The organism is Methylobacterium sp. E-012 (genome assembly GCF_057836545.1).
On record NZ_JBYQEY010000001.1, the window covers coordinates 291,763 to 310,127 of the forward strand.

The following is an 18,365-nucleotide window of genomic DNA, read 5'->3' on the forward strand; positions in this document are numbered from 1 at the left end:
CCGGACGTCTCGCATCCCCGTCCGGGGACGGGCAGGACCGGCTGGGCCATCCTTCGCATCCGACCGCGCCGCTGGAAGCCCGCAATGCCGCGCCGCGCCTCGATCGCTCACGGAGGATCCGGTCCCCCGATCCGGGCCACCGGGTCGGGCGAGGGCGTCGCATCCGATCCCGGCTCGGCCTCCGCCATCGGCATGGTCCGACGTCTCGGGCCCGGCCTGATCACCGGAGCCGCCGACGACGATCCCAGCGGGATCGCCACCTACGCCCAGGTCGGCGCGCAGTTCGGGTACGGCCTTGCCTGGACCATGCTGTTCAGCCTGCCCTTCATGGTGATGATCCAGGAGATCAGCGGACGTATCGGCTGCGTGACCGGTCGCGGCATCGCGGCGAACCTGCGCCGGCATTATCCGGCGTGGCTCGTGCGCACCGTCGTGACCGTGCTCCTCGTGGCCAACGTCATCAACCTCGGCGCGGATCTCGGGGCCATGGGCGCGGCGCTCACCCTGCTCCTGGGGGGCAATCCGAGGCTCTACACCGTGGGATTCGGCATCCTGTGCGTGGTCGCCGAGATCGTCGTGCCCTACGCGCCCTATGCGCGCCTGCTCAAATGGCTGACCCTGTCCCTGTTCGCCTACGTCGCCGTGGTGTTCACCGTGCACGTCCCGTGGGACGCGGCGTTGTTCGCCACCCTCGTGCCGCACCTGCGCTTCGACGCCGTCCACGCGACCGCCCTGGTGGCGGTCCTCGGCACCACGATCAGCCCGTACCTGTTCTTCTGGCAGTCGGCGCTGGAGGTGGAGGACCGGATCAAGCGCGGCGCCCAACCCCTCTGGCGCACGCCGCGGGACGCGGGCCCGCAATTCGCCCGCATCCGGACCGACACGGTGGTCGGGATGGGCGTCTCGAACGTCATCGCCATCTTCATCATCTACGCGACCGCCGCCACGCTGCACGCGAACGGGGTCACCGACATCCAGACTTCGGCGCAGGCGGCCGAGGCCCTCCGGCCGATCGCCGGCATCTTCACCTTCGCGCTCTTCGCCGTTGGCATCCTCGGGACGGGCCTGCTCGCGGTGCCGGTGCTGGCCGGATCGGCGGCCTACGCCCTCTCGGAGGCCTTCCGGTGGACCGGGGGCCTCGACCGACGCCTTCGGCAGGCCAAGGCCTTCTACGCGACGCTCTCGGTGGCGACCCTGGCCGGGGTCGGCCTCAACTTCACCGCGCTCGATCCGGTCAAGGCGCTGTACTGGGCCGCCGTCGTCAACGGCATCCTGGCGGCGCCGGTCATGGCCGCGCTGATGCTCGTCGCCTGCAACGGCCGCATCATGGGGCGCCTGAGCCTGTCGACGCCGATGCGGGTGGGCGGATGGCTGGCCACCGCCATCATGACGGTCGCCAGCGTCGGTTTCTTCGTCCTGTGACCGATGCCGGCGGCCTCCCGCGATGGATCCGCGTTTCGAAATGGATCCGCGCGTATCGAACCGGCGCGCACTCCACGCATCGCGCTCCGCGTTGACGGAGGCATTCTCGTCCCGCCAAGCCCGCCCGCGATCAGGCTGAGCCCGCGCGCGGGTGAACTCGGCCTGCTGCCGCTGGGCGGACGCGATATCCGTCCCGGCGTTGCGCGCGCTCACGCCCTCGCAGGCCCGTGCGCGGGCCGGAGCGGCGACTGGGATGAGAACAAGTGCCGTACAGGTGAGCCTGCACATGGATGTCCCTCCGAACGTCGAGCAAACTGCATCGTGCGAGAGGCCCACCAGCGTCAGCGATGGAAAATCACGGCCGCAGCTTGATCGGTCCCGCGTCTATCGTTCGATTCTGAACCGAAGCAAAATCGTGTTTTTATGAATCTTCATCGGAATATTTAGATTTAAGGCTCCTCGTCACCACAACTATACATTCAGCGGCCGATGAGTTACTTGTACCCATCGTTGATGAGAGCCGGACCCGATCCGACGGCCCAGGTTCGATAGGCCTGCATCGGCGGGGTGGAATGGACTTGGTTCGTGGCCCACGTCCTCTGCGCGGTCTCGGGCTGTGACCGCTCGGTTGGCGGGTCAGGTCACGCGATCGCCTGCCTCCGCAGCAGGCCGCCCCGTGCCGGCGGCCTCGGTTGTCGTGCACGCCCGCGCCCGGAACCGCGCGGTCTCCGGAGCGATGCGTCGGGCGTGGCGCCGTCCCGCGGAAAACCCCGGCGACGGATCAGACCACCACGGTGATCGCCTGCGCGGCCCGGGTCAGCCCGGTGTAGAGCCAGCGGGCCCGGTGCTCGCGGAAGGCGTAGGATTCGTCGAACAGCGTCACCCGGTCCCACTGCGACCCCTGCGCCTTGTGGACCGTCAGCGCGTAGCCGTAGGTGAACTCGTCGGTCTCCCGGCGCAGGAACAGCGGGATCTCCTCGTCCGAGCCCGAAATCATCGCGCGCAGGACCTTGATGTCGGTGGGCTTCCGGCGCAGGCCCGGGTCGTCCTCCGGCACCACGTCGAGGCGGATCAGGTCCGGCCGCGGCGGCGCGCGCAGGGCCTGTACCGTCCAGGTCGAGCCGTTGAGCAGGCCCTTCACCCGGTCGTTGCGCAGGCAGACCAGCTTCTCGCCGATCGCCGGCATCGGATCGGTGTGGCCGGCGAGTTCCCGGAGCCGCCCGTTGTAGAGGCGGCGGGTCTTGTTGAGGCCGACCAGCACCTGGTCGCATTCGAGCACCTCGGCCGGGTCCAGGGCGCGGCGCGACACCACCCGGCTCTGGCCGAAGGTGCCGAGGTCCAGCCGGCCGCCCTCGCGGATGGTCATCGCCATGCGGACGATCGGGTCGTCCTTGGCCTGCCGATGGACCTCCGTGAGCATCACGTCCGGCTCGGCCTCGGTGAAGAAGCCGCCGCCGCGCACCGGCGGCAGCTGCGCCGGGTCGCCCAGGACCAGCACCGGCCGCTCGAACGACAGCAGGTCGTTGCCGAGGTCGGAATCCACCATCGAGCATTCGTCGATGATGATCAGGTCCGCCTTCGCGGCCGGCCCGGACCGGTTCAGCGTGAAGGTCGGCCCGCCCTCCTCCGCTTCCTTGGTACGGTAGATCAGCGAGTGGATCGTGGCGGCGTCGTAGCAGCCCTTCTGGCGCATCACCGAGGCCGCCTTGCCGGTGAAGGCGCCGTAGACCACCGTGCCGTCGACATCCTCGGCGATCCGGCGCGCCAGCGTGGTCTTGCCGGTGCCGGCATAGCCGAACAGCCGGAACACCTGGGATCCGCCCTCCCGCCGCCACGCGGCGATCGCCTTCAGCGCCGCGTCCTGCTGCGGGGCGTAGGCGGCCGGCAGCCCGGCGCTCACGGGGCCCCCATCACGGCCAGCGCACCGTCGGCGGCAGGGACGACAGGATCGAGGCGACGTTGCCGCCGGTCTTCAGCCCGAAGATCGTGCCGCGGTCGTAGAGCAGGTTGAACTCGACGTAGCGTCCGCGCCGGACCTGCTGTTCCTCGCGGTCGGCCTCGGTCCAGGCGGTCCCGACATTGTCGCGGACGATTTTCGGATACGCCTCCAGGAAGGCGCCCCCCACGTCGCGGGTGAAGGCGAGATCGGCCTGCGCATCGCCGGTCCAGCGATAGTCATAAAAGATGCCGCCGATGCCGCGGGGCTCGTTGCGGTGCTTGAGGTGGAAGTATTCGTCGCACCACGCCTTGTAGCGGGCATGGTCGACGCCGTGGGCCGCGCAGGCACGCGCCAGGCAGGCGTGGAAATGGCGGCTGTCCGGATCGTCCTGGTTGCGCCGCCGCATCAGCACCGGCGTGAGGTCGGCCCCGCCCCCGAACCACGCCTTCGTGGTCGCGACGAAGCGGGTGTTCATGTGGACCGTCGGCGCATGCGGGTTCCACGGATGGGCGATCAGCGAGATGCCGGTGGCGAAGAACCGCGGATCCTCGGCCGCCCCGGGCATCTGGGCACGGAATTCCGGGGCGAACTCGCCGTGGACCGTGGAGATATGGACCCCGGCCTTCTCGAAGATCCGGCCCTTCAGCATCGCCATGACGCCGCCGCCGCCGGGCTGGCCGGTATGGTCGGTGCGGTTCCAGGGCGTCTTCTCGAAGGTCCCGGCGCCTGCGGGCGCATCCGGGTGGAACGGCCCCTCGGCCTCGGCCTCCAGGGTCTCGAAGGCCGCCAGGATGCGGTCGCGCAGGGTCGCGAACCAGGCCGCGGCCTCGGATTTCATGGCCGTCACGTCGGCCTCGGACAGGGGGGCAGTCAGGGCTGCGCGGGCGTCGTCCGGCATCGTCATGCGGTAGGCTTTCCCACTGCGCCGCTGGGGCGTCAATCGGCGGGCGCCAAATCGGCGCGCCGCATCGCCCTGCGCCTCAGTCCCGGGCCGACACGGCATCGCCGCCCTAGATCCGCCGGTCATGCGCCCGTGCGGCGCGCCCTCGAACCGTCAGGACAGCCCGAGACCATGGCCGACACCCTTCGCCTCTTCACCTCGCCCTCCGCCTTCCCGAATCCGCAGCGCCTGCGCCTGTTCGCGCACGAGAAGGGCATCGCCCACCTGTTCGACGAGGTGGTCTACGACATGGCGCCGGGGGGCGAGCAGCGGCAATGGCGCCATCTCAAGATGAATCCCTGGGGCGAGACGCCGACCCTCCTGCTCGCCGACGGGACCGTGCTGTCCGAGACGGCCGCGATCGTGCGCTACCTCGACGCGGCCCATCCGGGTCGCCGCCTCACCGGCGAGACGCCTCTGGAGCAGGGGCTCGACACGATGTGGGACAACCGGATCTGGGTGCACATCCTCTACCGGATCACCACGATGTTCCACGTGCTGAACCAGGGGCTCGGGCCGAAGCTGGAGCTGACGCACAACCCGCAATGGGGCGAGCATTGCCGCAAGGAGGCGCTGGCGCATGCCGGCCTGGTCGACCGCCACCTCGCGGATGGCCGCGCCTGGATGCTCGGCGGCGACGAGCCGACCTTCGCCGACATCACGCTCTGCACGGCGATCGCGTTCTCGAAATTCCCGGTCTGCGCCACCCCGCTCGACGAGCGGTTCGAGCAGCTCGACGCCCTGTGGCGGCGCTGGCAGGCGCGGGCGAGCTTCAAGGCGGCCTACGCCGATGGCGGCAGTGGGCTGACGGAACTCGACCATCTCAAGACTGCCTAGGACGGTTTTGAGGCCCCGGTCCGGCGCAGGCCTGCGCCGGACCGGGCGTCAGCGGGGCGCGCCCTCGCCCACCGGCTTGAGCAGGCCGGTGGCGCTCGCCACCAGCGTCCCGGCCGCGTCGCGGATCTCGGCCTCGCAGAAGATCACCGCGCGCCCGGCCCGGGTGACGCGCCCCTCCGCCACGAGTTCGCCCCGGGCGGGATTGAGGAACCGGGCCTGCAGGTCGAGGGTCACCACCGGCCGCCCGGCCCGGAGGCGGGCGGCCGTCCCGAGGGCGACGTCGAGCAGGGTGCAGAGCACGCCGCCATGGGCGATGCCGAGGTTGTTGGCATGCTCCGGACGCAAAACGAGCCGCAGGCGCGTCCGGCCCTCCGCCACGTCGAGCGCCTCGATCCCGCAGAAATCCACGAACGGGATATGGGCCCCGAAGACGGTGCCCGGCTCCGATTGCTGATCCACGCCCACCGTCCCGGTCCTGTCCCGCCCGGCCCGTTATGACGCATGCGCCGCGCGGCCCCAAGATCCTGTGCCCAAGATCCTTTGCCCAAGATCCTTTGCAGGACGCGCCGCGAGATTTTACGCGTCTCGTCAGACCGACAACCGATCTTCGCAATCGAAGCGACCGGCCTGATCCCCGTCAGAGGCACGCGGGCAGAGCGCCGAGGGCCGCGAACTGGTGAAAGTGCCCGTCCCGCCGACCGGGTTTCACCGGCAACGATTTCAGCTCGACCCCGCGCTTGAATAATATGCGTGTTAACGGGCGGCACGCTGTGCAGGGAAATGCTCGACGACGACTTGATTTTGCTGCACAGACGTTAGAACTGTCTCACCACCGCCGGATAGAGGGAATCATCGATGGACGACAACGCCACTGAGCAGCAGCAGACCTTTATCGAGCAAGCCTCGGACATCGTCTCAGCGTATGTCTCAAACAATTCCGTGCCGATCAGCGAGTTGCCCGGTCTGCTCGCCGGCGTCCACGCCGCTCTGGCGAAGCTGTCCGCCCCCGCGGCGGCCGTCACCGAGGCGGCCGACAAGCCGACGCCGGCCCAGATCCGCAAGTCGGTGACCTCGGATGCGCTGATCTCCTTCATCGACGGCAAGCCGTACAAGACGCTCAAGCGCCATCTCTCGCGCAACGGTCTGACGATCGAGCAGTATCGCGAGCGCTTCGGGCTGCCGCGGGACTATCCGTCGACGGCCGCGAGCTATTCCGCCCAGCGCTCCGAACTCGCCCGCAGCCTCGGCCTCGGCCAGCAGCGCCGCAAGTCCGCGGCGGCCCCGGAGCCCGCCGAGGAGGAAGTCGCCGAGAAGCCGAAGCGCGCAGCCCGTCCGCGCAAGGCCAAGGAAACGGCCTGACGACAAGCCGCGCCGTGGGGGTCGGCGCGCGCCACGCCGGCCGTCCCCCTTACGCGAAATCGGCGAGGTCGTCGGCCACGTCTCCGGCGGCGATCTCGGTCTCGGCCTTCCGGCGCTCGCTGGGCTCGGCCTCGGCGGGCGCGGCCGCGTCGCCGGGCCTGCGCTCCGGCGGCCCGGCCTTCGGATCCTTGCCGTCCGGCTCGTCCGGAACTTGGTCCCGCACCCGATCCGCCATGACCCACCCCCGCCGGACCCATCCCCGCCGATCCTGCGGAGCAATGCCGTTGGCGCCCCGCGCGTTCCACGCCCGGCCGATCCGCTGAGAGCGCCGCGCGATTGAAACCGTGCGGGGGCCCGGTCCGGGAGAGAAACCCGGGCGTCTGCGTTGCCCGTGCGGATGCCGGCGGGCTGGCCGCCGGCGACAGGGACGGATCCTGCGATGACGGAGACGCATATTCGGGCGGAGGCGAGCCGGCGCGACCTGCTGGCGGCCTCGCTCCTCGGGACGCTCCCGCTGCTCCTGGCGAACGGGGCGACGGGCAGCCCGCTGAACCCCGACCAGACCATCATCCGTGCCCCCGGCGATCTCCCGTGGCAGCCCTCGAAGGACTACCCGGAGCGCAGCGTCGACCGGTGCACGCTCACCGGCGACCTCAACGGCACCGGCCTGTACTATACGCTGATCCGCTGGTGGCCGGGCTACATGAGCGCGCCGCACACCTACACCTCCGACCGGTTCTGCATGGTCCTGTCCGGCACGTGGTGGTGCAACAGCGGGGCGGATTTCGATCCCGCCGCCTGCGTGCCGGTGAAGGCCGGCAGCTTCGTGCGCCGGGTCGCGGGGACGCCGCATTACGACGGCGTGGTCCGCGACGGGCCGGAGCCCGCGGTGATCGCCATCTGCGGCATGGCGCCGGTCAATTACAGGCTGGTCGACCCGTCGCAGCCGGGCTGGCGCCGGGTCTGACGGGCGATCGATCGGGCTGAGACCGGGCGGGGCGCGCATTGGGCAATCGATACGGGCTGGAGATCCGCGCGGCCGCCGGCCCCGACGCCGCCGGCCTCGCGGCGCTGCTGGGCGAGGCGGGCCTCGCGGTCGGCGCCGCCGATCTCGCGGCCCGGCTCGAGGGGCTGCAGCGGGACGGCGGCACCGCCCTCGTCGCCGTGGAATGGGGACCGCCGAGCGGGCTGATCGCCCTCACCCCCGTCCGAACCCTCGACGCCCCCCGGCCCGCCGGCCTGATCACGACCCTCTTGGTCGCCGCCGAGTCCCGGCGCCGCGGCATCGGGCGGGTGCTGCTGAAGGCGGCCGGGCGGGCGGCGCGGCAGGCGGGCTGCGACCGGCTGCTCCTGAGCGTCGGGCCCGGCCAGGACACGCTGGAGGCTTTCTGCGCCGCGGCGGGCTTCGTCGCGGCGGCCGGGCTCCTGGCCCGCCCGCTCCTGAAGCGGGGATCCGGCGACGTCTGAGCCCCGCGACATCCTGACCGCAGCCGACGGCCCGTCCGGGCGTTGACCGGGATACGCAGGAGACCCCGACCATGTTGCGCGCCGAGACCCCGCCGCCGCCCGCCAATCTCCCGGCCGATCCCCCGCCGGATTCGGATACGCCGACCTCCGCCCAGCTCAAGGCCGACATCGACAGCGGCCGCACCGCCGACAAGGCCCCGCACCTGGATGTCGGGGCCGCGCCGCTCGGGACCTGCGAGGAGGCCGGCGGGACGCCGCCGAGTTCGCAGGAGGTCCGGCTCGCCCGGCAGAACGAGCGGGCGCCCTCGGAGAAGGCCGCGGCGGGCCGCGCCCGCCAGCGGCAGAGCTGGGTCGTGCCCGCCTTCATCGGGGTGATCGTCCTGGTGGCGGTGGCGCTCGCGCTGGGGCTCTGGCTGACGCATTGAGGCCCCGCGCCGGACGGTGGCCGGCGGTGCGGATGCGCCGCCCGTGGCCCGCGATGGTGCAGGACGGCACGGTCCCGTCAGCGCCGCCTTAAAGGTCGATTCACGTCGATGCGGTTAGCGTGAGCTTACTGCAGTCCTGCGTAAACCGATCCTCCATGCCCTCATCCGTCGATGCTCCGCCGGACCTGTCCGGGCTCCTCGAACTCTCACGCATCGAGAATCTCGATCTCAAGCCCGTGATCCTGCGGGTGCAGACCGATCTGTTCGTGCGGGCATCGGTGCGGGACCGGAACGCGATCGAGATCTTCGAGTCCCTGGCCTGCGGGCTGATCCCCACGGTGGACGAGGAGACGGCCCGGGTGGTCGCCCGGAAGCTCGCCCCCTGCCCCGAGACGCCGCCGGCGGTCCTGCAGGCGCTCGCATTCCGGGGCGGCGGCGCCCGCGACGCGGTGGTGGAGCTGGCCCCGGTGCTGAGCCGCGGCCTGATCGAGGCCGCCCTCGCCGACGGCTCCGACATCGCCGCCCGCATCGCCGCCCGGGCCGGGCTGAGCCGCGAGGCGGTGGACGACCTCTCCCGGGAGGGCCGGCCCGAGATCGACCGGGCGCTGGCCGCCAACCTCGGAATCACCCTCTGGGGCGCCGCTCTGACCCGGCTCGTGGACCGGGGCCGCGGCGCCGCCGACCTCGCCCGGCTGCTCCTGGTGCGCCCCGACGTCTCCGCGGCCGATCTCGTGCCCCTCTACCTGCACGCCGACCCGATGCGCCGCGCGGTGATCGGCCGGGCCGTGGAGGCGACCGCCGCCCTGCGCCCGTGCCCGCCGCCGCCCCGCGACCTCGGCGCGGTCCTGACCGGGCTCTCGGCGGCGCACGATGTCGGCGCCTTCGTGGCGGCCCTGGCGGACGGCCTCGGCCTGCCGCGCGATTTCCTCACCGTGGTGGCCGACGCCAGCGCCCGCTACGACCTCCTGACCCTGGGCCTGCGCGCCGCCGGCCTGCACGAAGAGGAGGCGGTCTACGTCTTCCTCACCCTCAACCAGGGGGTGGCGCGCTCCGCCGAGCGCGTCTCCGACCTCGTCCGCCTGTTCCGCACCGTGAGCCGGCCGGCGGCCCGGGACCTCGTCGCGGCGCTCCTCGACCGGCCGCTCGCCGAGCGCGTGCGGAGCGAGCCGCACCAGCCGCTGCACGGACCGGAGGCCAAGCTGCGCCAGGGCGCCGAACGCGGAGCCGGGCAGCGCGCGCCCGCACCGGGGCGGGCGGGGGTCGCGTCCAGCGCGAAGGCGGGCTGACCAGAGAGCCGTCAGCGGGGGGCGACGCCCCGCCAGGCGGGCTGCCTGTCGGCCTCCTCGAGGGTGTCGATCGAGGCCGGGGGCTCCCCGGCCCGGCGGCTCAGTTCCGCCATCAGGCCCCGGGCGAGCACGGCGCGGACGGCCCGCTCACGGCTCTCGGGCGGGAGGGCGTCGAGGGCCGCCGGCAGCGCCGCGCCGGCGCCCGGCACCGCCCCGGCGAGCTTGCGGGCCTCGCCGGCGGGATCGGCGCCGCTCCGCATCAGCGCGAGATACGAGAGCACGCCGATCACCAGAACGGCGCGCAGCAGGACGGTCATGGATTCGTCTCTCCGCTCGGTGTCGCGCGCCGCTCCGCCCGAAGGCCGGCCTCCGGCACGGGGCGCGGATGCGAGGATTCGACGGGTTTCGTGAACCGGCCCTCAACCGGTTCGGGCTTTCGCGCGCGATGGTGAATGAAGCTTGTCTCAGAACGCTTGGTTACCTCGCGGAAAGCATCCTAACCGTTCGGGCAAGTCGCGCAACACTCGTTTAAGCCGGCTCTGCGACCGTCCGGAAGTCGTTCGAAGTCGAACCGGAGGCGCGAGGGATGCGGAAACGCATACATCGCGGCGTGTGCCAGCCTTGCCCATTAAAAAAGTCCTGACTTCCTTGATCGACGACCGTCTCGCGGGGCTGGTTCACGCCACCGTCGCGGACGACGCGGCCGCCCGGGCCCGCCACCAGCGCTTCCTGGTGTCGCGCCTCGCCACGGGCGCCGTGATGATGGCCGCGCTGCCGCCCTACCTGCTCTGGCGCGGGGTGCCGTCGGGCGTCGAGGTGCTGACGATCGCGAGCCTGCTGCTGCCGGTCTTCGCCGCCGTGCTGCTCGTCCGCACCGGATCCCTGTGGCTCGCCCACGCGGTCTCCGCGGCGGGGCTGACCGGGGTCGTGGTGGCGCTGGCGAGCATCACCGGGGGCACCGCCTCCCCGGCCGCGGTCTGGCTGGTGGCGATCCCCGTGGAGGCGCTGGTCTCCGGATCGCTGCGCGCGACGGTCGCGGCCGCCGCCATGGCGATCCTCGGGGTGCTGGCGGTGGTCGGGCTCGGCGCCGTCGCGGGCGCCCTGCCGGTCATGGACATCTCCGCCGGCCTCGCCCTGCCGGCCTTCGCGATCACGGCGATCGGCCACGTCGCCGCCCAGGTGCTCGAGCACCTGCGCAACGAGGGGGCGTGGCGCGCCCGGCTGCGCGACAACGAGGCCCGGGACCGGCTGCTGCTCTCGGCGATCGACGATCTCGTGACCTGGCACGACCGCAACGGCCGCGTGCTGGAGGCCTCGGTCTCGGCGACCCGGCTGCTCGGCAGCGCGCCGGCGCGGCTGTGCGGCCACGGCCTGCTGGAGCGGGTCCACGTGGCGGACCGGCCGGCCTTCCTCAAGGCGGTGAGCGACGTCGCCGCGACCGGGCGGCCCGCCACCCTGCCGCTGCGCCTGCACGTGGAGGCCGGCGCCGGCCGGACCGACGGGGCGCGCCTGATCCACGCGGAGATGCGCGCCCACCGCATCCTGCACGGGTCCCACGACGCCGCCCTGGCGGTGGTGGCGGTGACCCGCGACATGACCGAGCACCACCGCCACGCCGAGGAGCTGGAGCGCGCCCGCGCCGAGGCCGAGCGGGCCGACGCGATCAAGGGCCGGTTCCTGGCCAACGTCACCCACGAGCTGCGCACGCCGCTCAACGCGATCATCGGCTTCTCCGAGGTGCTGGCGGGGGAAGGCGCCCTCAGCCTCGGCCCCGACCAGGCGCGGGACTATGCCGGGATCATCGGCGCCTCCGGCCACCACCTCCTCGGCGTCGTCAACACGCTCCTCGACATGAGCCGGATCCAGAGCGGCAACTTCGACTACGCGCCGGAGACCTTCGACATCGCGTCGCTCCTGCGGTCCTGCTGCGACCTGATGCGCCTCAAGGCCGAGGCGGCGGGCCTCACCCTCGCGGTCTCCGCCTCCGGCCCGGTGGAGATCACCGCCGACCCCGGCGCCTGCCGGCAGATCCTGATCAACCTGATCTCGAACGCCGTGAAGTTCACCCCGCGCGGCGGCCGGGTCGACCTGTCCCTGCGCGGCGGCATCGACGGCCTGGACATCGTCGTCGCCGATACCGGGCTCGGGATCGGCGCCGAGGACCTGCCCAAGCTCGGGACGCCGTTCTTCCAGGCCGGGGCCGGCGGCTACAAGCGCCCCCACGAGGGGACTGGCCTCGGCCTCTCGGTGGTCCAGGGCCTGGTCGGCCTGCACGGCGGCGCGGTGCTGATCGAGAGCGCGCCGCAGGCCGGCACCGTGGTCACCGTGACCCTGCCCCGCCTGTGCCGGACGCCGGCGTCCGAAGGCAGCCCGGCCCCGATCCGCACCGCCGTGCGGGGCGCCCCCCCGCCGCGCCGCGTGGTGCGCCTGCCGCTCGGCCTGTTCGACGCGGAACCGGGCCCCGAGTCGGCCCCGTCGGGTTCGGTCCTGCGCCGCACCGGCTGAGCCACAGATCCCCCGGAAGGAGACCCGATGTCAGGCTACCGAGAGATCACCGTACCGGGCGAAGCCGGCCGCGCGCGTCGCCCCGCCCTGCGCCGCGCCGCGGTCCCCGGCGACTGGCGGTCCGTCCTCGTCGGTGCCCTGCGGGCGACCGGCACCACCTGCCGGAACAGCCCGGGCACCGTCCTCGGCAGCCTCGTGGGTTTGGGCGCGGCGGGATTCATCTGCGTCAACGCCCTCGGCTACCAGGCCGGGCGCCATCCGGCCCCGATCCTGCCCAAGCTCGCCCAGAAGGCGCCCGCCGCGCGGGAGGCCGTTCGGGAGCCGGTGCGCGAGATCGCGCGGGAGCCGGTCCGCACCGAACCGGAGCGCTCCGCGCCGCCAGCCCCCGCCAAGCCGGAGCCCCGGGACGCGATCGGCGCGCTGATCCGCGCCGACGAGACCACCGCGTCGGTGACTCCGAAGGCCGCCCCGGCCCGGACCGCCGCGAAGCCGGCCCTCAAGACGAAGCCCGCGCCGGACGCGGATCCGGTGCTGCGGGCCCAGCGGGCCCTGTCGAAGCTCGGCTACCCGATCAAGCCGGACGGCGCGATGGGTCCGGGCACCCGGGCGGCGATCGAGACGTTCGAGCGCGGCGCCAAGCTGCCGGTCACCGGCGCGGCCACGGGCCGGACGCTGCGCGAACTGGTCGCCCGGGCGGGCCACGGTTAGGGCATCGTCCCGGACAAAGCCCGGCCTGTCACCGCCACGGCATCATTCCAGGGTCTGAACTCAATCAGCTTGGCCGTGGCGATGTCCGCAACGGGTGGATTTCCGTCAGTCCGCTTTCGAGAAGCCACGACTTGAAGCGGACGTCATCTTCGCTCCCGCGCATCGCCCAAAGCAAAGATGTTATATCTCATTCATCGCATCTGACGATAGTTTCAGGGCCAGCCCTTGAACACGGCGGGACGTCACCGTCCCGCCGTGTCAATCTTCGGCTACCGGCCTTGTTCAGGCAGCCCCGACCCAGGAGCCCACGACCGGCCCTGTGTCTCCTCCAGGGAGCCCTCACTCGGCGGCAGGGTCCGGTAGGAGTTCCAACCGATCACATGGACCGGCTCGCCACCGGGAGGCGCGGCGTAGCCGTGCCGGGCCAGCCAGTTGCGCATGTCGTAGATCTCGCGCTGCTGCTCGACGATGATTGCCTCGGCGAGCTGACGCGTCCACGGGTCCTTGGCACGGCTCAGCGCAACCCGAGCCATGTCGATGGCGCCCTGGTGGTGCGGGATCATCTGGATGCGGAAATCCGCGTCCGGATCGCCCGTGTACGGCTGTTCCATCGCCGCCATCATCCTGTGATGGGCCGCCACGAACTCTTGCGTGGCCGGTGTCTGCGCCGCGGCCGGTTTCGGTCTGGCGTCGTGACCATGGTGCTGGGCCCACGCAGCCGTGGTGGCGGCCAGCAGCGTGGCTGCGGCAATAAGATATCGCATGGTACGTCCTATGGCATACGCCCCATCGGCCGCTCGACGGCGGATCGCGGGCGAAGAATTGGGATTGTCGGGGATGCGCCGCGACGACCCGCGCCGGCGGCGGCTCAGGCGCCGAGCGGTCTCGGGGGCTCAGCCGGACGCTCGGGCTCGCGCCCGGACAGGACCGGCGGCTCTGGGAAGGCGATCCGGCAACCACGATCGCTCGGACCCGCGAGACCGGCGACGTCACCGGTCACGGCTGGCGAGCAGCACGCTGACCCAAGGTTGCAGGACGGGCAACCAGGCCGCCCGTCGGGACACCCGTGGTGGGTGGCACTCGCCCCGATGGTAGCCGCGGCCGCGCCCCCCCCCGCAGCGGCGCCGACGTCTCCCGAATGGTCGTGCCTGACAGCGTGGGTTCCGCCATGGCCTTCGTGAGCCTGCGCGGACGCGACAACGCCGCCGGCCGTCAGCATGACGGCCAGAACGATGATCCTTGTCAGGTACGCGATAAGGCCCAAGCTCAGCCTTTGACGGGCATCCAGGTTCAGATGCTGGGGACGTAACAGTGGGCCCAGGCTGGCGTCAATTTGTGGGCTACAGGGCTGAGAACCGATATCAACTGATCCGATTTCAACCGCCGCTTCCCACCCCAAGCCGAAGTTGCCGGAGGGCTGACGAAGAGCCGCTTTGGAGAAGCGCCGACGGCGGTCCGGGCGGCTCGGTTGGGTCGGAACCAGCCGCTCAGATAGCCAAGCGCATTGCGTTCAGACCCTCGACCGCCGGGACCCTGTTCACGGCGCCCATGCCGCAAGGGCGGCCGACACGCCATCGCGGTCGGTGATCCGCGTGACGATCCTGGTGATCGCCAGGACCGCGTCCAGGGTCGCCCCCTGGATCCCGCCGATCTGGGCCGCGATCCCGTCGGTGGCCCGGGCGGTCTGGTTGGCCAGCATCCCGCTTACCCACAGGCACGAACCGGAATTGTGCAGCGCAACCATCTCCGGCGCCGCGCGTTCACCATCTGGCTAAGTCCGATCAGGTACAAGCTTCGCCGTGTGGAACGGAGTGCGCCGGATGCATGTCGAGAGTTGGCTGAAGCCGGACGAGGTACCGGATCTCGCAGCACGGGCGACAGCGATGATCGACGCCGCCCTCACGGGCTCGGACCTGGCGCGGGATTGCTACTGGGCGGCCGTGCGGAAGGGATACAACACCCCGTACAACGACCCGCCCCGCAAACGCGCCGCCCCGGCTCAGCCGAACGCGGTGCCCTGCCCTGTCGGCGCGGCGGTCGAGCCGGTCGCCGCGGTGGCCGTCGTGATCGCCGCCCAGGCCGCGGAGGCCCGGGCGATCTGACCTCGGCTGAGCCGCCTCGCCATCTTGCCGACGTTTTACGCAAGCTTCACTAATCCTCGTCCCCGGTGCGGCTCCTGATGAGGCCGCCCGTCGTCAGGAAGTGAAGATGGTCCGCGTCCCCCGCCTGCTCCCGGCCGGAGCCCTCATCCTGCTCTCATCCGGGCTCGTCACCGGCCTCCCCGGAGGCCTGGTCGGCGCGGCCGGCCTGGCCGCGACGGTGGCTCAGGCGCAGGAGGCCGCCCCCGATACGAGCGCCGACGATGCCGCCCCTGCCACGCGCGGGCGCCGGCGCGGCCGCCAGCGGCCGAGCCGCACCGAGCGGAAGCCGGCCACGCCCCCCGGCATGCAGCAGGCCACGCCGGTGGCGATCTTCGGCGACTGGAACGTGTTCGTGAACGGCGACGGCCGCGGCAAGCTCTGCTACGCCATCGCGCAGCCGCAGACGCGCTCGCCCAAGACCCTGAAGCGCGACACCGCCTACCTGTTCGTGAGCGTGCGCAAGGGCGAGAACGTCCAGAACGAGGTGGCGGTGATGCTGGGCTTCCCGTCGAAGCCCGCGGCCGCGCAACTCAAGCCCGGCTCGGCCGCCGCGCCCACCGATCCGAGCCTCAATCTCGGCGCCAGCCGCTACGGCCTCGTGGTGAAGGACGGGAACGCGTGGCTGCAGAACCCCGCCGAGGAAGGACGGGTCGTCTCCGAAATGAGCGCCCGCAACCCGAAGCTCGTCATCAAGACCACCTCGATGCACGGCAACCCGACGAGCGACGAATACGCCCTCGGCGGCTTCGCCGAAGCCATGAAGCGCACCCGCGACGAGTGCGGCCGGTAGACCGCCCGGCCGGATCATCCGGGCGGGGCCGACGCGCCGGTCGCTCGGGTCAGGCCCGGCGGAGGCGGGGCTGAGCCTGCCGGGCGTCGGCCTGAGCCCGGGGGCGCATCCGCGCCCGGGCCGCGCGGGCCGCCTGCTCGGCGGTGCGGAACAGGGCCCCGTCGAGCCCGTCGAAATCGCGGGCGGACGAGAAGAACCGCACCCCGCGCCCTTCGGGCACAGCGATCCCGGCGGTGATCTCGCCGATCTCGATCACCCGCGGCGGCTCAGCCGGCGACGGCAGCTCGGCGGGGGTAAGGCGGTCGCCGGGCGTGGGCTCTGTGAAGAGACTGTGCATGGCACTTGGAACTCCCTGGGCCGGCGTGAAGCCATGCCGGAACGCGATGACTGCTGCATGATGGTCGGCGCGCTAGCGTCGACAGCGCCGGTCTTGAGCGCGGGAGCAGGGCGCGTTCGGGAGCGCGTGGGCGTCGGGGTGAAGCCGGCTCGACATCGGATGTCCTCCAGACTGAAGGACCGCGCGGCGCTGGGGCCGTCGCAGTGCTTTAGCGTTTGATGACGCGGCGCAAGCGACGCTTCTCAAATCACCGCGGCCGCGGCGGGGACGACCCCTCCGCGGCACCACCGAAGATGGCGCCGCCGCCGCGCCCCGTCAACGGAACCGAATTCCGTTTTTCGGGGCCCCTCTGGCAAGGGCGCGGCCCCGATCGGGCTCCGGGAAGACGGGATCCGTCAGGCGCCTTCGACGATGGCGGCGAGATCGGAGAAATCCGAGAAGATCGGGGCGGCGCCGGCGCGCACGAGGTCGGCCCCCGCGGGGTCGTGGCCCCAATGACCGCCGCCGGTGAACCCGGCGACCCGCATGCCGGCGCTCCGGGCGGCCGTGACGCCGGGCACGCTGTCCTCGATCACCAGACAGGCCCCGGGGGCGACCCCCATGCGGGCGGCGGCGAACAGGAACAGGTCCGGGAAGGGCTTGCCGCGGGCCACCTGGGACGAGGAGAAGACGTGCGCGCCGAACAGAGGCAGCAGCCCGGTCAGCGTCAGGGAATGGCGCAGGCGCACCGGATCGCTGCTCGAGGCCACGCAGGACGGCAGGCCGAGGGCCGCGACCGCCGCGGCGACGCCGCGCATCGCCTTCAAGTCCGCATCGAACAGCGCCAGGGTCTCTTCCTTGACCGCCGCGACGAAATCCGGGGGCGCCGTGACCCCGTAATCCTGGGCGACCTGCGCCATGATCGAGGGCATCGCCATGCCGGTGAAGCGCCTCCGCACGGTGGCGAGGTCGATCGCCACGCCGATCCGGACGAGGCCGGCGGTGAGGCAGGCGAGGCTCAGGGGCTCGCTGTCGACCAGGACGCCGTCGCAATCGAAGATCACGAGGCCGAGTTGTTTCGCACGCGCGTCCAAGACCGACCGTTCTTCCCCCACGGCCCGCCGCCGCCCGCCCCTGTGACACGGGCTCCCCGGACCGGCAACCGCGCGGGGTCGACGCTTCGCCGCGCGGAGCCCACGACCCGTGGCCGCCCTTGCACCCGGCGGCCCGGCCTCATACTCCCTGGGCGGGCGCCGGCCGGGCGCGCAAGAAGGCTTCGGAAGAATCCGCGATGCTCCGCTTCCTGGTCCGCGTCCTGGGCTTCCTGCTGATGGCCGGCGGCTTCGTCGCGTTGGTCTATGACGGTGCCCGCTCCATCGCCAATAACGGCCTGCGGGTGACGGCGCTCTCCGAGGTGATCGCCACCCTGTTCAAGGACCGGGCCGGCGCCCTGCAGGGCAGCGTCGAGGGGGCGGCACCCTGGCTGTGGCACGTGCTGGGTCTGCCGCTCACCCTGGCGCCGGCCTCGCTGATCGGGCTGGGGCTCGGGGCGGTGCTGCTCTGGCTCGGCCAGCCCGGCCGCGAGCCGATCGGCTTCCTGACGAAGCCCTGAGCGCGCCGCGCCCCTATCGCTGATCGAGCCGGGCCCTGGCCTCGGCGAGCTCGCCCTTCAGCCGCTCGATCTCGGCGGTCAGGGCGTAGCGCTCGCTCACGTCGATCTGCGAGGCGAAGTAGTAGACGACCGTGCCGGCCGCATCCCGCACCGGCCCGACATAGAGCGCGTTGTGGAAGGTCGAGCCGTCCTTGCGGTAATTGACCAGATCGACCCGGATGTCCGCCTGCTGCCGTATGGCGTCGCGGAGCCGGTCGACGGCCGCCGGATCGGTCTCCGGCCCCTGGAGGAAGCGGCAGTTCCGGCCGGTCACGTCGAGCCGGGTATAGCCGGTGAGCTTCAGGAAGGCGTCGTTCACGAACACGATCGGATTGTCGTGCTGCCGCGGGTCCGTGATAATCATCGGCATCCGGGTCGCGCGGACGGCCGCCGCGAAGGGATCGCCCCGGTGCGCCTCCATCTTGAGGTTGTCCGGCACGTGGCCCGTGGCACTCCCGCCCGTCTCCATCCGGCCCCGCCCCCGCATGGCGGCACCCGGGCCGCCCCCTGCGGGCTACAAGCCGGAAATCGTCAGCGAGGTCCAGTCCTTCGTCTAGGTTTCGCGCTTCGAAGAGCCCG

Annotated in this window: 22 protein-coding genes; 12 read left to right on the plus strand and 10 right to left on the minus strand. The window is 71.9% G+C overall.

What is annotated here, in order from left to right; genetic code table 11:
- Nucleotides 1-84: 84 nt before the first annotated feature.
- Complete coding sequence (locus tag AC3IF1_RS01350; RefSeq protein ID WP_489215269.1) at nucleotides 85-1,422, plus strand: NRAMP family divalent metal transporter; 1,338 nt, start codon at nucleotides 85-87, stop codon at nucleotides 1,420-1,422.
- Between the two features lie 781 nt (nucleotides 1,423-2,203).
- Here AC3IF1_RS01350 and AC3IF1_RS01355 read toward each other — a convergent pair.
- Nucleotides 2,204-3,322 carry an ATP-dependent DNA helicase gene (locus AC3IF1_RS01355; RefSeq protein WP_243971188.1) on the minus strand — a complete coding sequence of 373 codons (1,119 nt, stop codon included), beginning with the start codon at nucleotides 3,320-3,322 and terminating at the stop codon, nucleotides 2,204-2,206.
- A gap of 10 nt (nucleotides 3,323-3,332) precedes the next feature.
- Nucleotides 3,333-4,265, minus strand: coding sequence for an oxygen-dependent coproporphyrinogen oxidase (gene hemF, locus AC3IF1_RS01360; protein ID WP_489215272.1), 933 nt, complete (start codon nucleotides 4,263-4,265; stop codon nucleotides 3,333-3,335).
- Between the two features lie 168 nt (nucleotides 4,266-4,433).
- On the opposite strand from hemF, the gene AC3IF1_RS01365 reads away from it, so the two are divergent.
- Entirely contained in the window at nucleotides 4,434-5,138 is a 705-nt protein-coding gene (locus AC3IF1_RS01365) for a glutathione S-transferase family protein (RefSeq protein WP_243971184.1), read from the plus strand.
- A gap of 48 nt (nucleotides 5,139-5,186) precedes the next feature.
- On the opposite strand, the gene AC3IF1_RS01370 is transcribed toward AC3IF1_RS01365, so the two are convergent.
- Entirely contained in the window at nucleotides 5,187-5,597 is a 411-nt protein-coding gene (locus tag AC3IF1_RS01370; protein ID WP_243971182.1) for a PaaI family thioesterase, read from the minus strand.
- Nucleotides 5,598-5,993: 396 nt separating this feature from the next.
- Between AC3IF1_RS01370 and AC3IF1_RS01375 the strand changes: the two genes are divergently transcribed.
- Nucleotides 5,994-6,497, plus strand: a complete 504-nt coding sequence (locus AC3IF1_RS01375; RefSeq protein WP_243971180.1) for a Ros/MucR family transcriptional regulator — start codon at nucleotides 5,994-5,996, stop codon at nucleotides 6,495-6,497.
- Nucleotides 6,498-6,546: 49 nt separating this feature from the next.
- Here AC3IF1_RS01375 and AC3IF1_RS01380 read toward each other — a convergent pair whose 3' ends face one another.
- Nucleotides 6,547-6,732, minus strand: coding sequence for a hypothetical protein (locus tag AC3IF1_RS01380; RefSeq protein ID WP_489215275.1), 186 nt, complete (start codon nucleotides 6,730-6,732; stop codon nucleotides 6,547-6,549).
- Nucleotides 6,733-6,936: 204 nt separating this feature from the next.
- Between AC3IF1_RS01380 and AC3IF1_RS01385 the strand changes: the two genes are divergently transcribed.
- The 4 genes from AC3IF1_RS01385 (at nucleotide 6,937) to AC3IF1_RS01400 (ending at nucleotide 9,675) form a co-directional block, all read left to right on the plus strand.
- A complete protein-coding gene (locus tag AC3IF1_RS01385) occupies nucleotides 6,937-7,464 on the plus strand; it encodes a cupin domain-containing protein (RefSeq protein ID WP_243971176.1) in 528 nt (175 codons plus the stop codon).
- Between the two features lie 38 nt (nucleotides 7,465-7,502).
- Nucleotides 7,503-7,964: a GNAT family N-acetyltransferase gene (locus tag AC3IF1_RS01390; RefSeq protein WP_243971174.1), complete on the plus strand. Its 462-nt coding sequence runs from the start codon at nucleotides 7,503-7,505 to the stop codon at nucleotides 7,962-7,964.
- 71 nt (nucleotides 7,965-8,035) lie between these two features.
- Nucleotides 8,036-8,389, plus strand: coding sequence for a hypothetical protein (locus AC3IF1_RS01395; protein WP_243971172.1), 354 nt, complete (start codon nucleotides 8,036-8,038; stop codon nucleotides 8,387-8,389).
- A gap of 155 nt (nucleotides 8,390-8,544) precedes the next feature.
- On the plus strand, nucleotides 8,545-9,675 hold the full coding sequence (locus tag AC3IF1_RS01400; protein WP_489215278.1) for a DUF2336 domain-containing protein: 1,131 nt from the start codon (nucleotides 8,545-8,547) through the stop codon (nucleotides 9,673-9,675).
- A gap of 11 nt (nucleotides 9,676-9,686) precedes the next feature.
- Here AC3IF1_RS01400 and AC3IF1_RS01405 read toward each other — a convergent pair whose 3' ends face one another.
- On the minus strand, nucleotides 9,687-9,992 hold the full coding sequence (locus tag AC3IF1_RS01405; RefSeq protein ID WP_489215280.1) for a hypothetical protein: 306 nt from the start codon (nucleotides 9,990-9,992) through the stop codon (nucleotides 9,687-9,689).
- A gap of 295 nt (nucleotides 9,993-10,287) precedes the next feature.
- Here AC3IF1_RS01405 and AC3IF1_RS01410 point away from each other — a divergent pair, with 295 nt between their 5' ends.
- Together AC3IF1_RS01410 and AC3IF1_RS01415 are read left to right on the plus strand one after the other, a co-directional pair.
- The gene (locus AC3IF1_RS01410; protein WP_489215282.1) at nucleotides 10,288-12,180 is read left to right on the plus strand and encodes a PAS domain-containing sensor histidine kinase; all 1,893 of its coding nucleotides are present in this window, start codon (nucleotides 10,288-10,290) and stop codon (nucleotides 12,178-12,180) included.
- Between the two features lie 27 nt (nucleotides 12,181-12,207).
- Nucleotides 12,208-12,888 (plus strand): peptidoglycan-binding domain-containing protein, encoded by a 681-nt coding sequence (locus AC3IF1_RS01415; RefSeq protein ID WP_489215284.1) that lies wholly within the window; start codon nucleotides 12,208-12,210, stop codon nucleotides 12,886-12,888.
- 269 nt (nucleotides 12,889-13,157) lie between these two features.
- Here AC3IF1_RS01415 and AC3IF1_RS01420 read toward each other — a convergent pair whose 3' ends face one another.
- Nucleotides 13,158-13,652 (minus strand): DUF305 domain-containing protein, encoded by a 495-nt coding sequence (locus AC3IF1_RS01420; protein ID WP_489215286.1) that lies wholly within the window; start codon nucleotides 13,650-13,652, stop codon nucleotides 13,158-13,160.
- A gap of 773 nt (nucleotides 13,653-14,425) precedes the next feature.
- Nucleotides 14,426-14,587, minus strand: a complete 162-nt coding sequence (locus AC3IF1_RS01425) for a hypothetical protein (RefSeq protein WP_489215288.1) — start codon at nucleotides 14,585-14,587, stop codon at nucleotides 14,426-14,428.
- A 121-nt stretch (nucleotides 14,588-14,708) separates the two neighbouring features.
- Between AC3IF1_RS01425 and AC3IF1_RS01430 the strand changes: the two genes are divergently transcribed.
- Together AC3IF1_RS01430 and AC3IF1_RS01435 are read left to right on the plus strand one after the other, a co-directional pair.
- Complete coding sequence (locus AC3IF1_RS01430; protein ID WP_243971161.1) at nucleotides 14,709-14,990, plus strand: hypothetical protein; 282 nt, start codon at nucleotides 14,709-14,711, stop codon at nucleotides 14,988-14,990.
- A 106-nt stretch (nucleotides 14,991-15,096) separates the two neighbouring features.
- Nucleotides 15,097-15,819 (plus strand): invasion associated locus b family protein, encoded by a 723-nt coding sequence (locus AC3IF1_RS01435; protein WP_489215290.1) that lies wholly within the window; start codon nucleotides 15,097-15,099, stop codon nucleotides 15,817-15,819.
- A gap of 49 nt (nucleotides 15,820-15,868) precedes the next feature.
- On the opposite strand, the gene AC3IF1_RS01440 is transcribed toward AC3IF1_RS01435, so the two are convergent.
- Together AC3IF1_RS01440 and AC3IF1_RS01445 are read right to left on the minus strand one after the other, a co-directional pair.
- Nucleotides 15,869-16,156, minus strand: a complete 288-nt coding sequence (locus AC3IF1_RS01440; protein ID WP_489215292.1) for a hypothetical protein — start codon at nucleotides 16,154-16,156, stop codon at nucleotides 15,869-15,871.
- A gap of 395 nt (nucleotides 16,157-16,551) precedes the next feature.
- Nucleotides 16,552-17,229: an HAD family hydrolase gene (locus AC3IF1_RS01445; RefSeq protein WP_489215294.1), complete on the minus strand. Its 678-nt coding sequence runs from the start codon at nucleotides 17,227-17,229 to the stop codon at nucleotides 16,552-16,554.
- Nucleotides 17,230-17,426: 197 nt separating this feature from the next.
- Here AC3IF1_RS01445 and AC3IF1_RS01450 point away from each other — a divergent pair, with 197 nt between their 5' ends.
- Nucleotides 17,427-17,747, plus strand: a complete 321-nt coding sequence (locus tag AC3IF1_RS01450) for a PetM family of cytochrome b6f complex subunit 7 (RefSeq protein WP_489215296.1) — start codon at nucleotides 17,427-17,429, stop codon at nucleotides 17,745-17,747.
- 13 nt (nucleotides 17,748-17,760) lie between these two features.
- Here the strand turns inward: AC3IF1_RS01450 and AC3IF1_RS01455 are convergent, their stop codons facing one another.
- Nucleotides 17,761-18,273, minus strand: a complete 513-nt coding sequence (locus AC3IF1_RS01455) for a PAS domain-containing protein (RefSeq protein WP_489215298.1) — start codon at nucleotides 18,271-18,273, stop codon at nucleotides 17,761-17,763.
- Nucleotides 18,274-18,365 lie beyond the last annotated feature (92 nt).

Excerpts from the sequence above, each read along its gene's own strand:
- AC3IF1_RS01350 (WP_489215269.1), top strand. The coding sequence starts at position 85 with ATGCCGCGCCGCGCCTCGATCGCTCACGGAGGATCCGGTCCCCCGATC.
- hemF (WP_489215272.1), bottom strand. The coding sequence starts at position 4,265 with ATGACGATGCCGGACGACGCCCGCGCAGCCCTGACTGCCCCCCTGTCC.
- AC3IF1_RS01365 (WP_243971184.1), top strand. The coding sequence starts at position 4,434 with ATGGCCGACACCCTTCGCCTCTTCACCTCGCCCTCCGCCTTCCCGAAT.
- AC3IF1_RS01375 (WP_243971180.1), top strand. The coding sequence starts at position 5,994 with ATGGACGACAACGCCACTGAGCAGCAGCAGACCTTTATCGAGCAAGCC.
- AC3IF1_RS01380 (WP_489215275.1), bottom strand. The coding sequence starts at position 6,732 with ATGGCGGATCGGGTGCGGGACCAAGTTCCGGACGAGCCGGACGGCAAG.
- AC3IF1_RS01385 (WP_243971176.1), top strand. The coding sequence starts at position 6,937 with ATGACGGAGACGCATATTCGGGCGGAGGCGAGCCGGCGCGACCTGCTG.
- AC3IF1_RS01395 (WP_243971172.1), top strand. The coding sequence starts at position 8,036 with ATGTTGCGCGCCGAGACCCCGCCGCCGCCCGCCAATCTCCCGGCCGAT.
- AC3IF1_RS01400 (WP_489215278.1), top strand. The coding sequence starts at position 8,545 with ATGCCCTCATCCGTCGATGCTCCGCCGGACCTGTCCGGGCTCCTCGAA.
- AC3IF1_RS01405 (WP_489215280.1), bottom strand. The coding sequence starts at position 9,992 with ATGACCGTCCTGCTGCGCGCCGTTCTGGTGATCGGCGTGCTCTCGTAT.
- AC3IF1_RS01415 (WP_489215284.1), top strand. The coding sequence starts at position 12,208 with ATGTCAGGCTACCGAGAGATCACCGTACCGGGCGAAGCCGGCCGCGCG.
- AC3IF1_RS01420 (WP_489215286.1), bottom strand. The coding sequence starts at position 13,652 with ATGCGATATCTTATTGCCGCAGCCACGCTGCTGGCCGCCACCACGGCT.
- AC3IF1_RS01425 (WP_489215288.1), bottom strand. The coding sequence starts at position 14,587 with ATGCTGGCCAACCAGACCGCCCGGGCCACCGACGGGATCGCGGCCCAG.
- AC3IF1_RS01430 (WP_243971161.1), top strand. The coding sequence starts at position 14,709 with ATGCATGTCGAGAGTTGGCTGAAGCCGGACGAGGTACCGGATCTCGCA.
- AC3IF1_RS01435 (WP_489215290.1), top strand. The coding sequence starts at position 15,097 with ATGGTCCGCGTCCCCCGCCTGCTCCCGGCCGGAGCCCTCATCCTGCTC.
- AC3IF1_RS01440 (WP_489215292.1), bottom strand. The coding sequence starts at position 16,156 with ATGCACAGTCTCTTCACAGAGCCCACGCCCGGCGACCGCCTTACCCCC.
- AC3IF1_RS01450 (WP_489215296.1), top strand. The coding sequence starts at position 17,427 with ATGCTCCGCTTCCTGGTCCGCGTCCTGGGCTTCCTGCTGATGGCCGGC.
- AC3IF1_RS01455 (WP_489215298.1), bottom strand. The coding sequence starts at position 18,273 with ATGCGGGGGCGGGGCCGGATGGAGACGGGCGGGAGTGCCACGGGCCAC.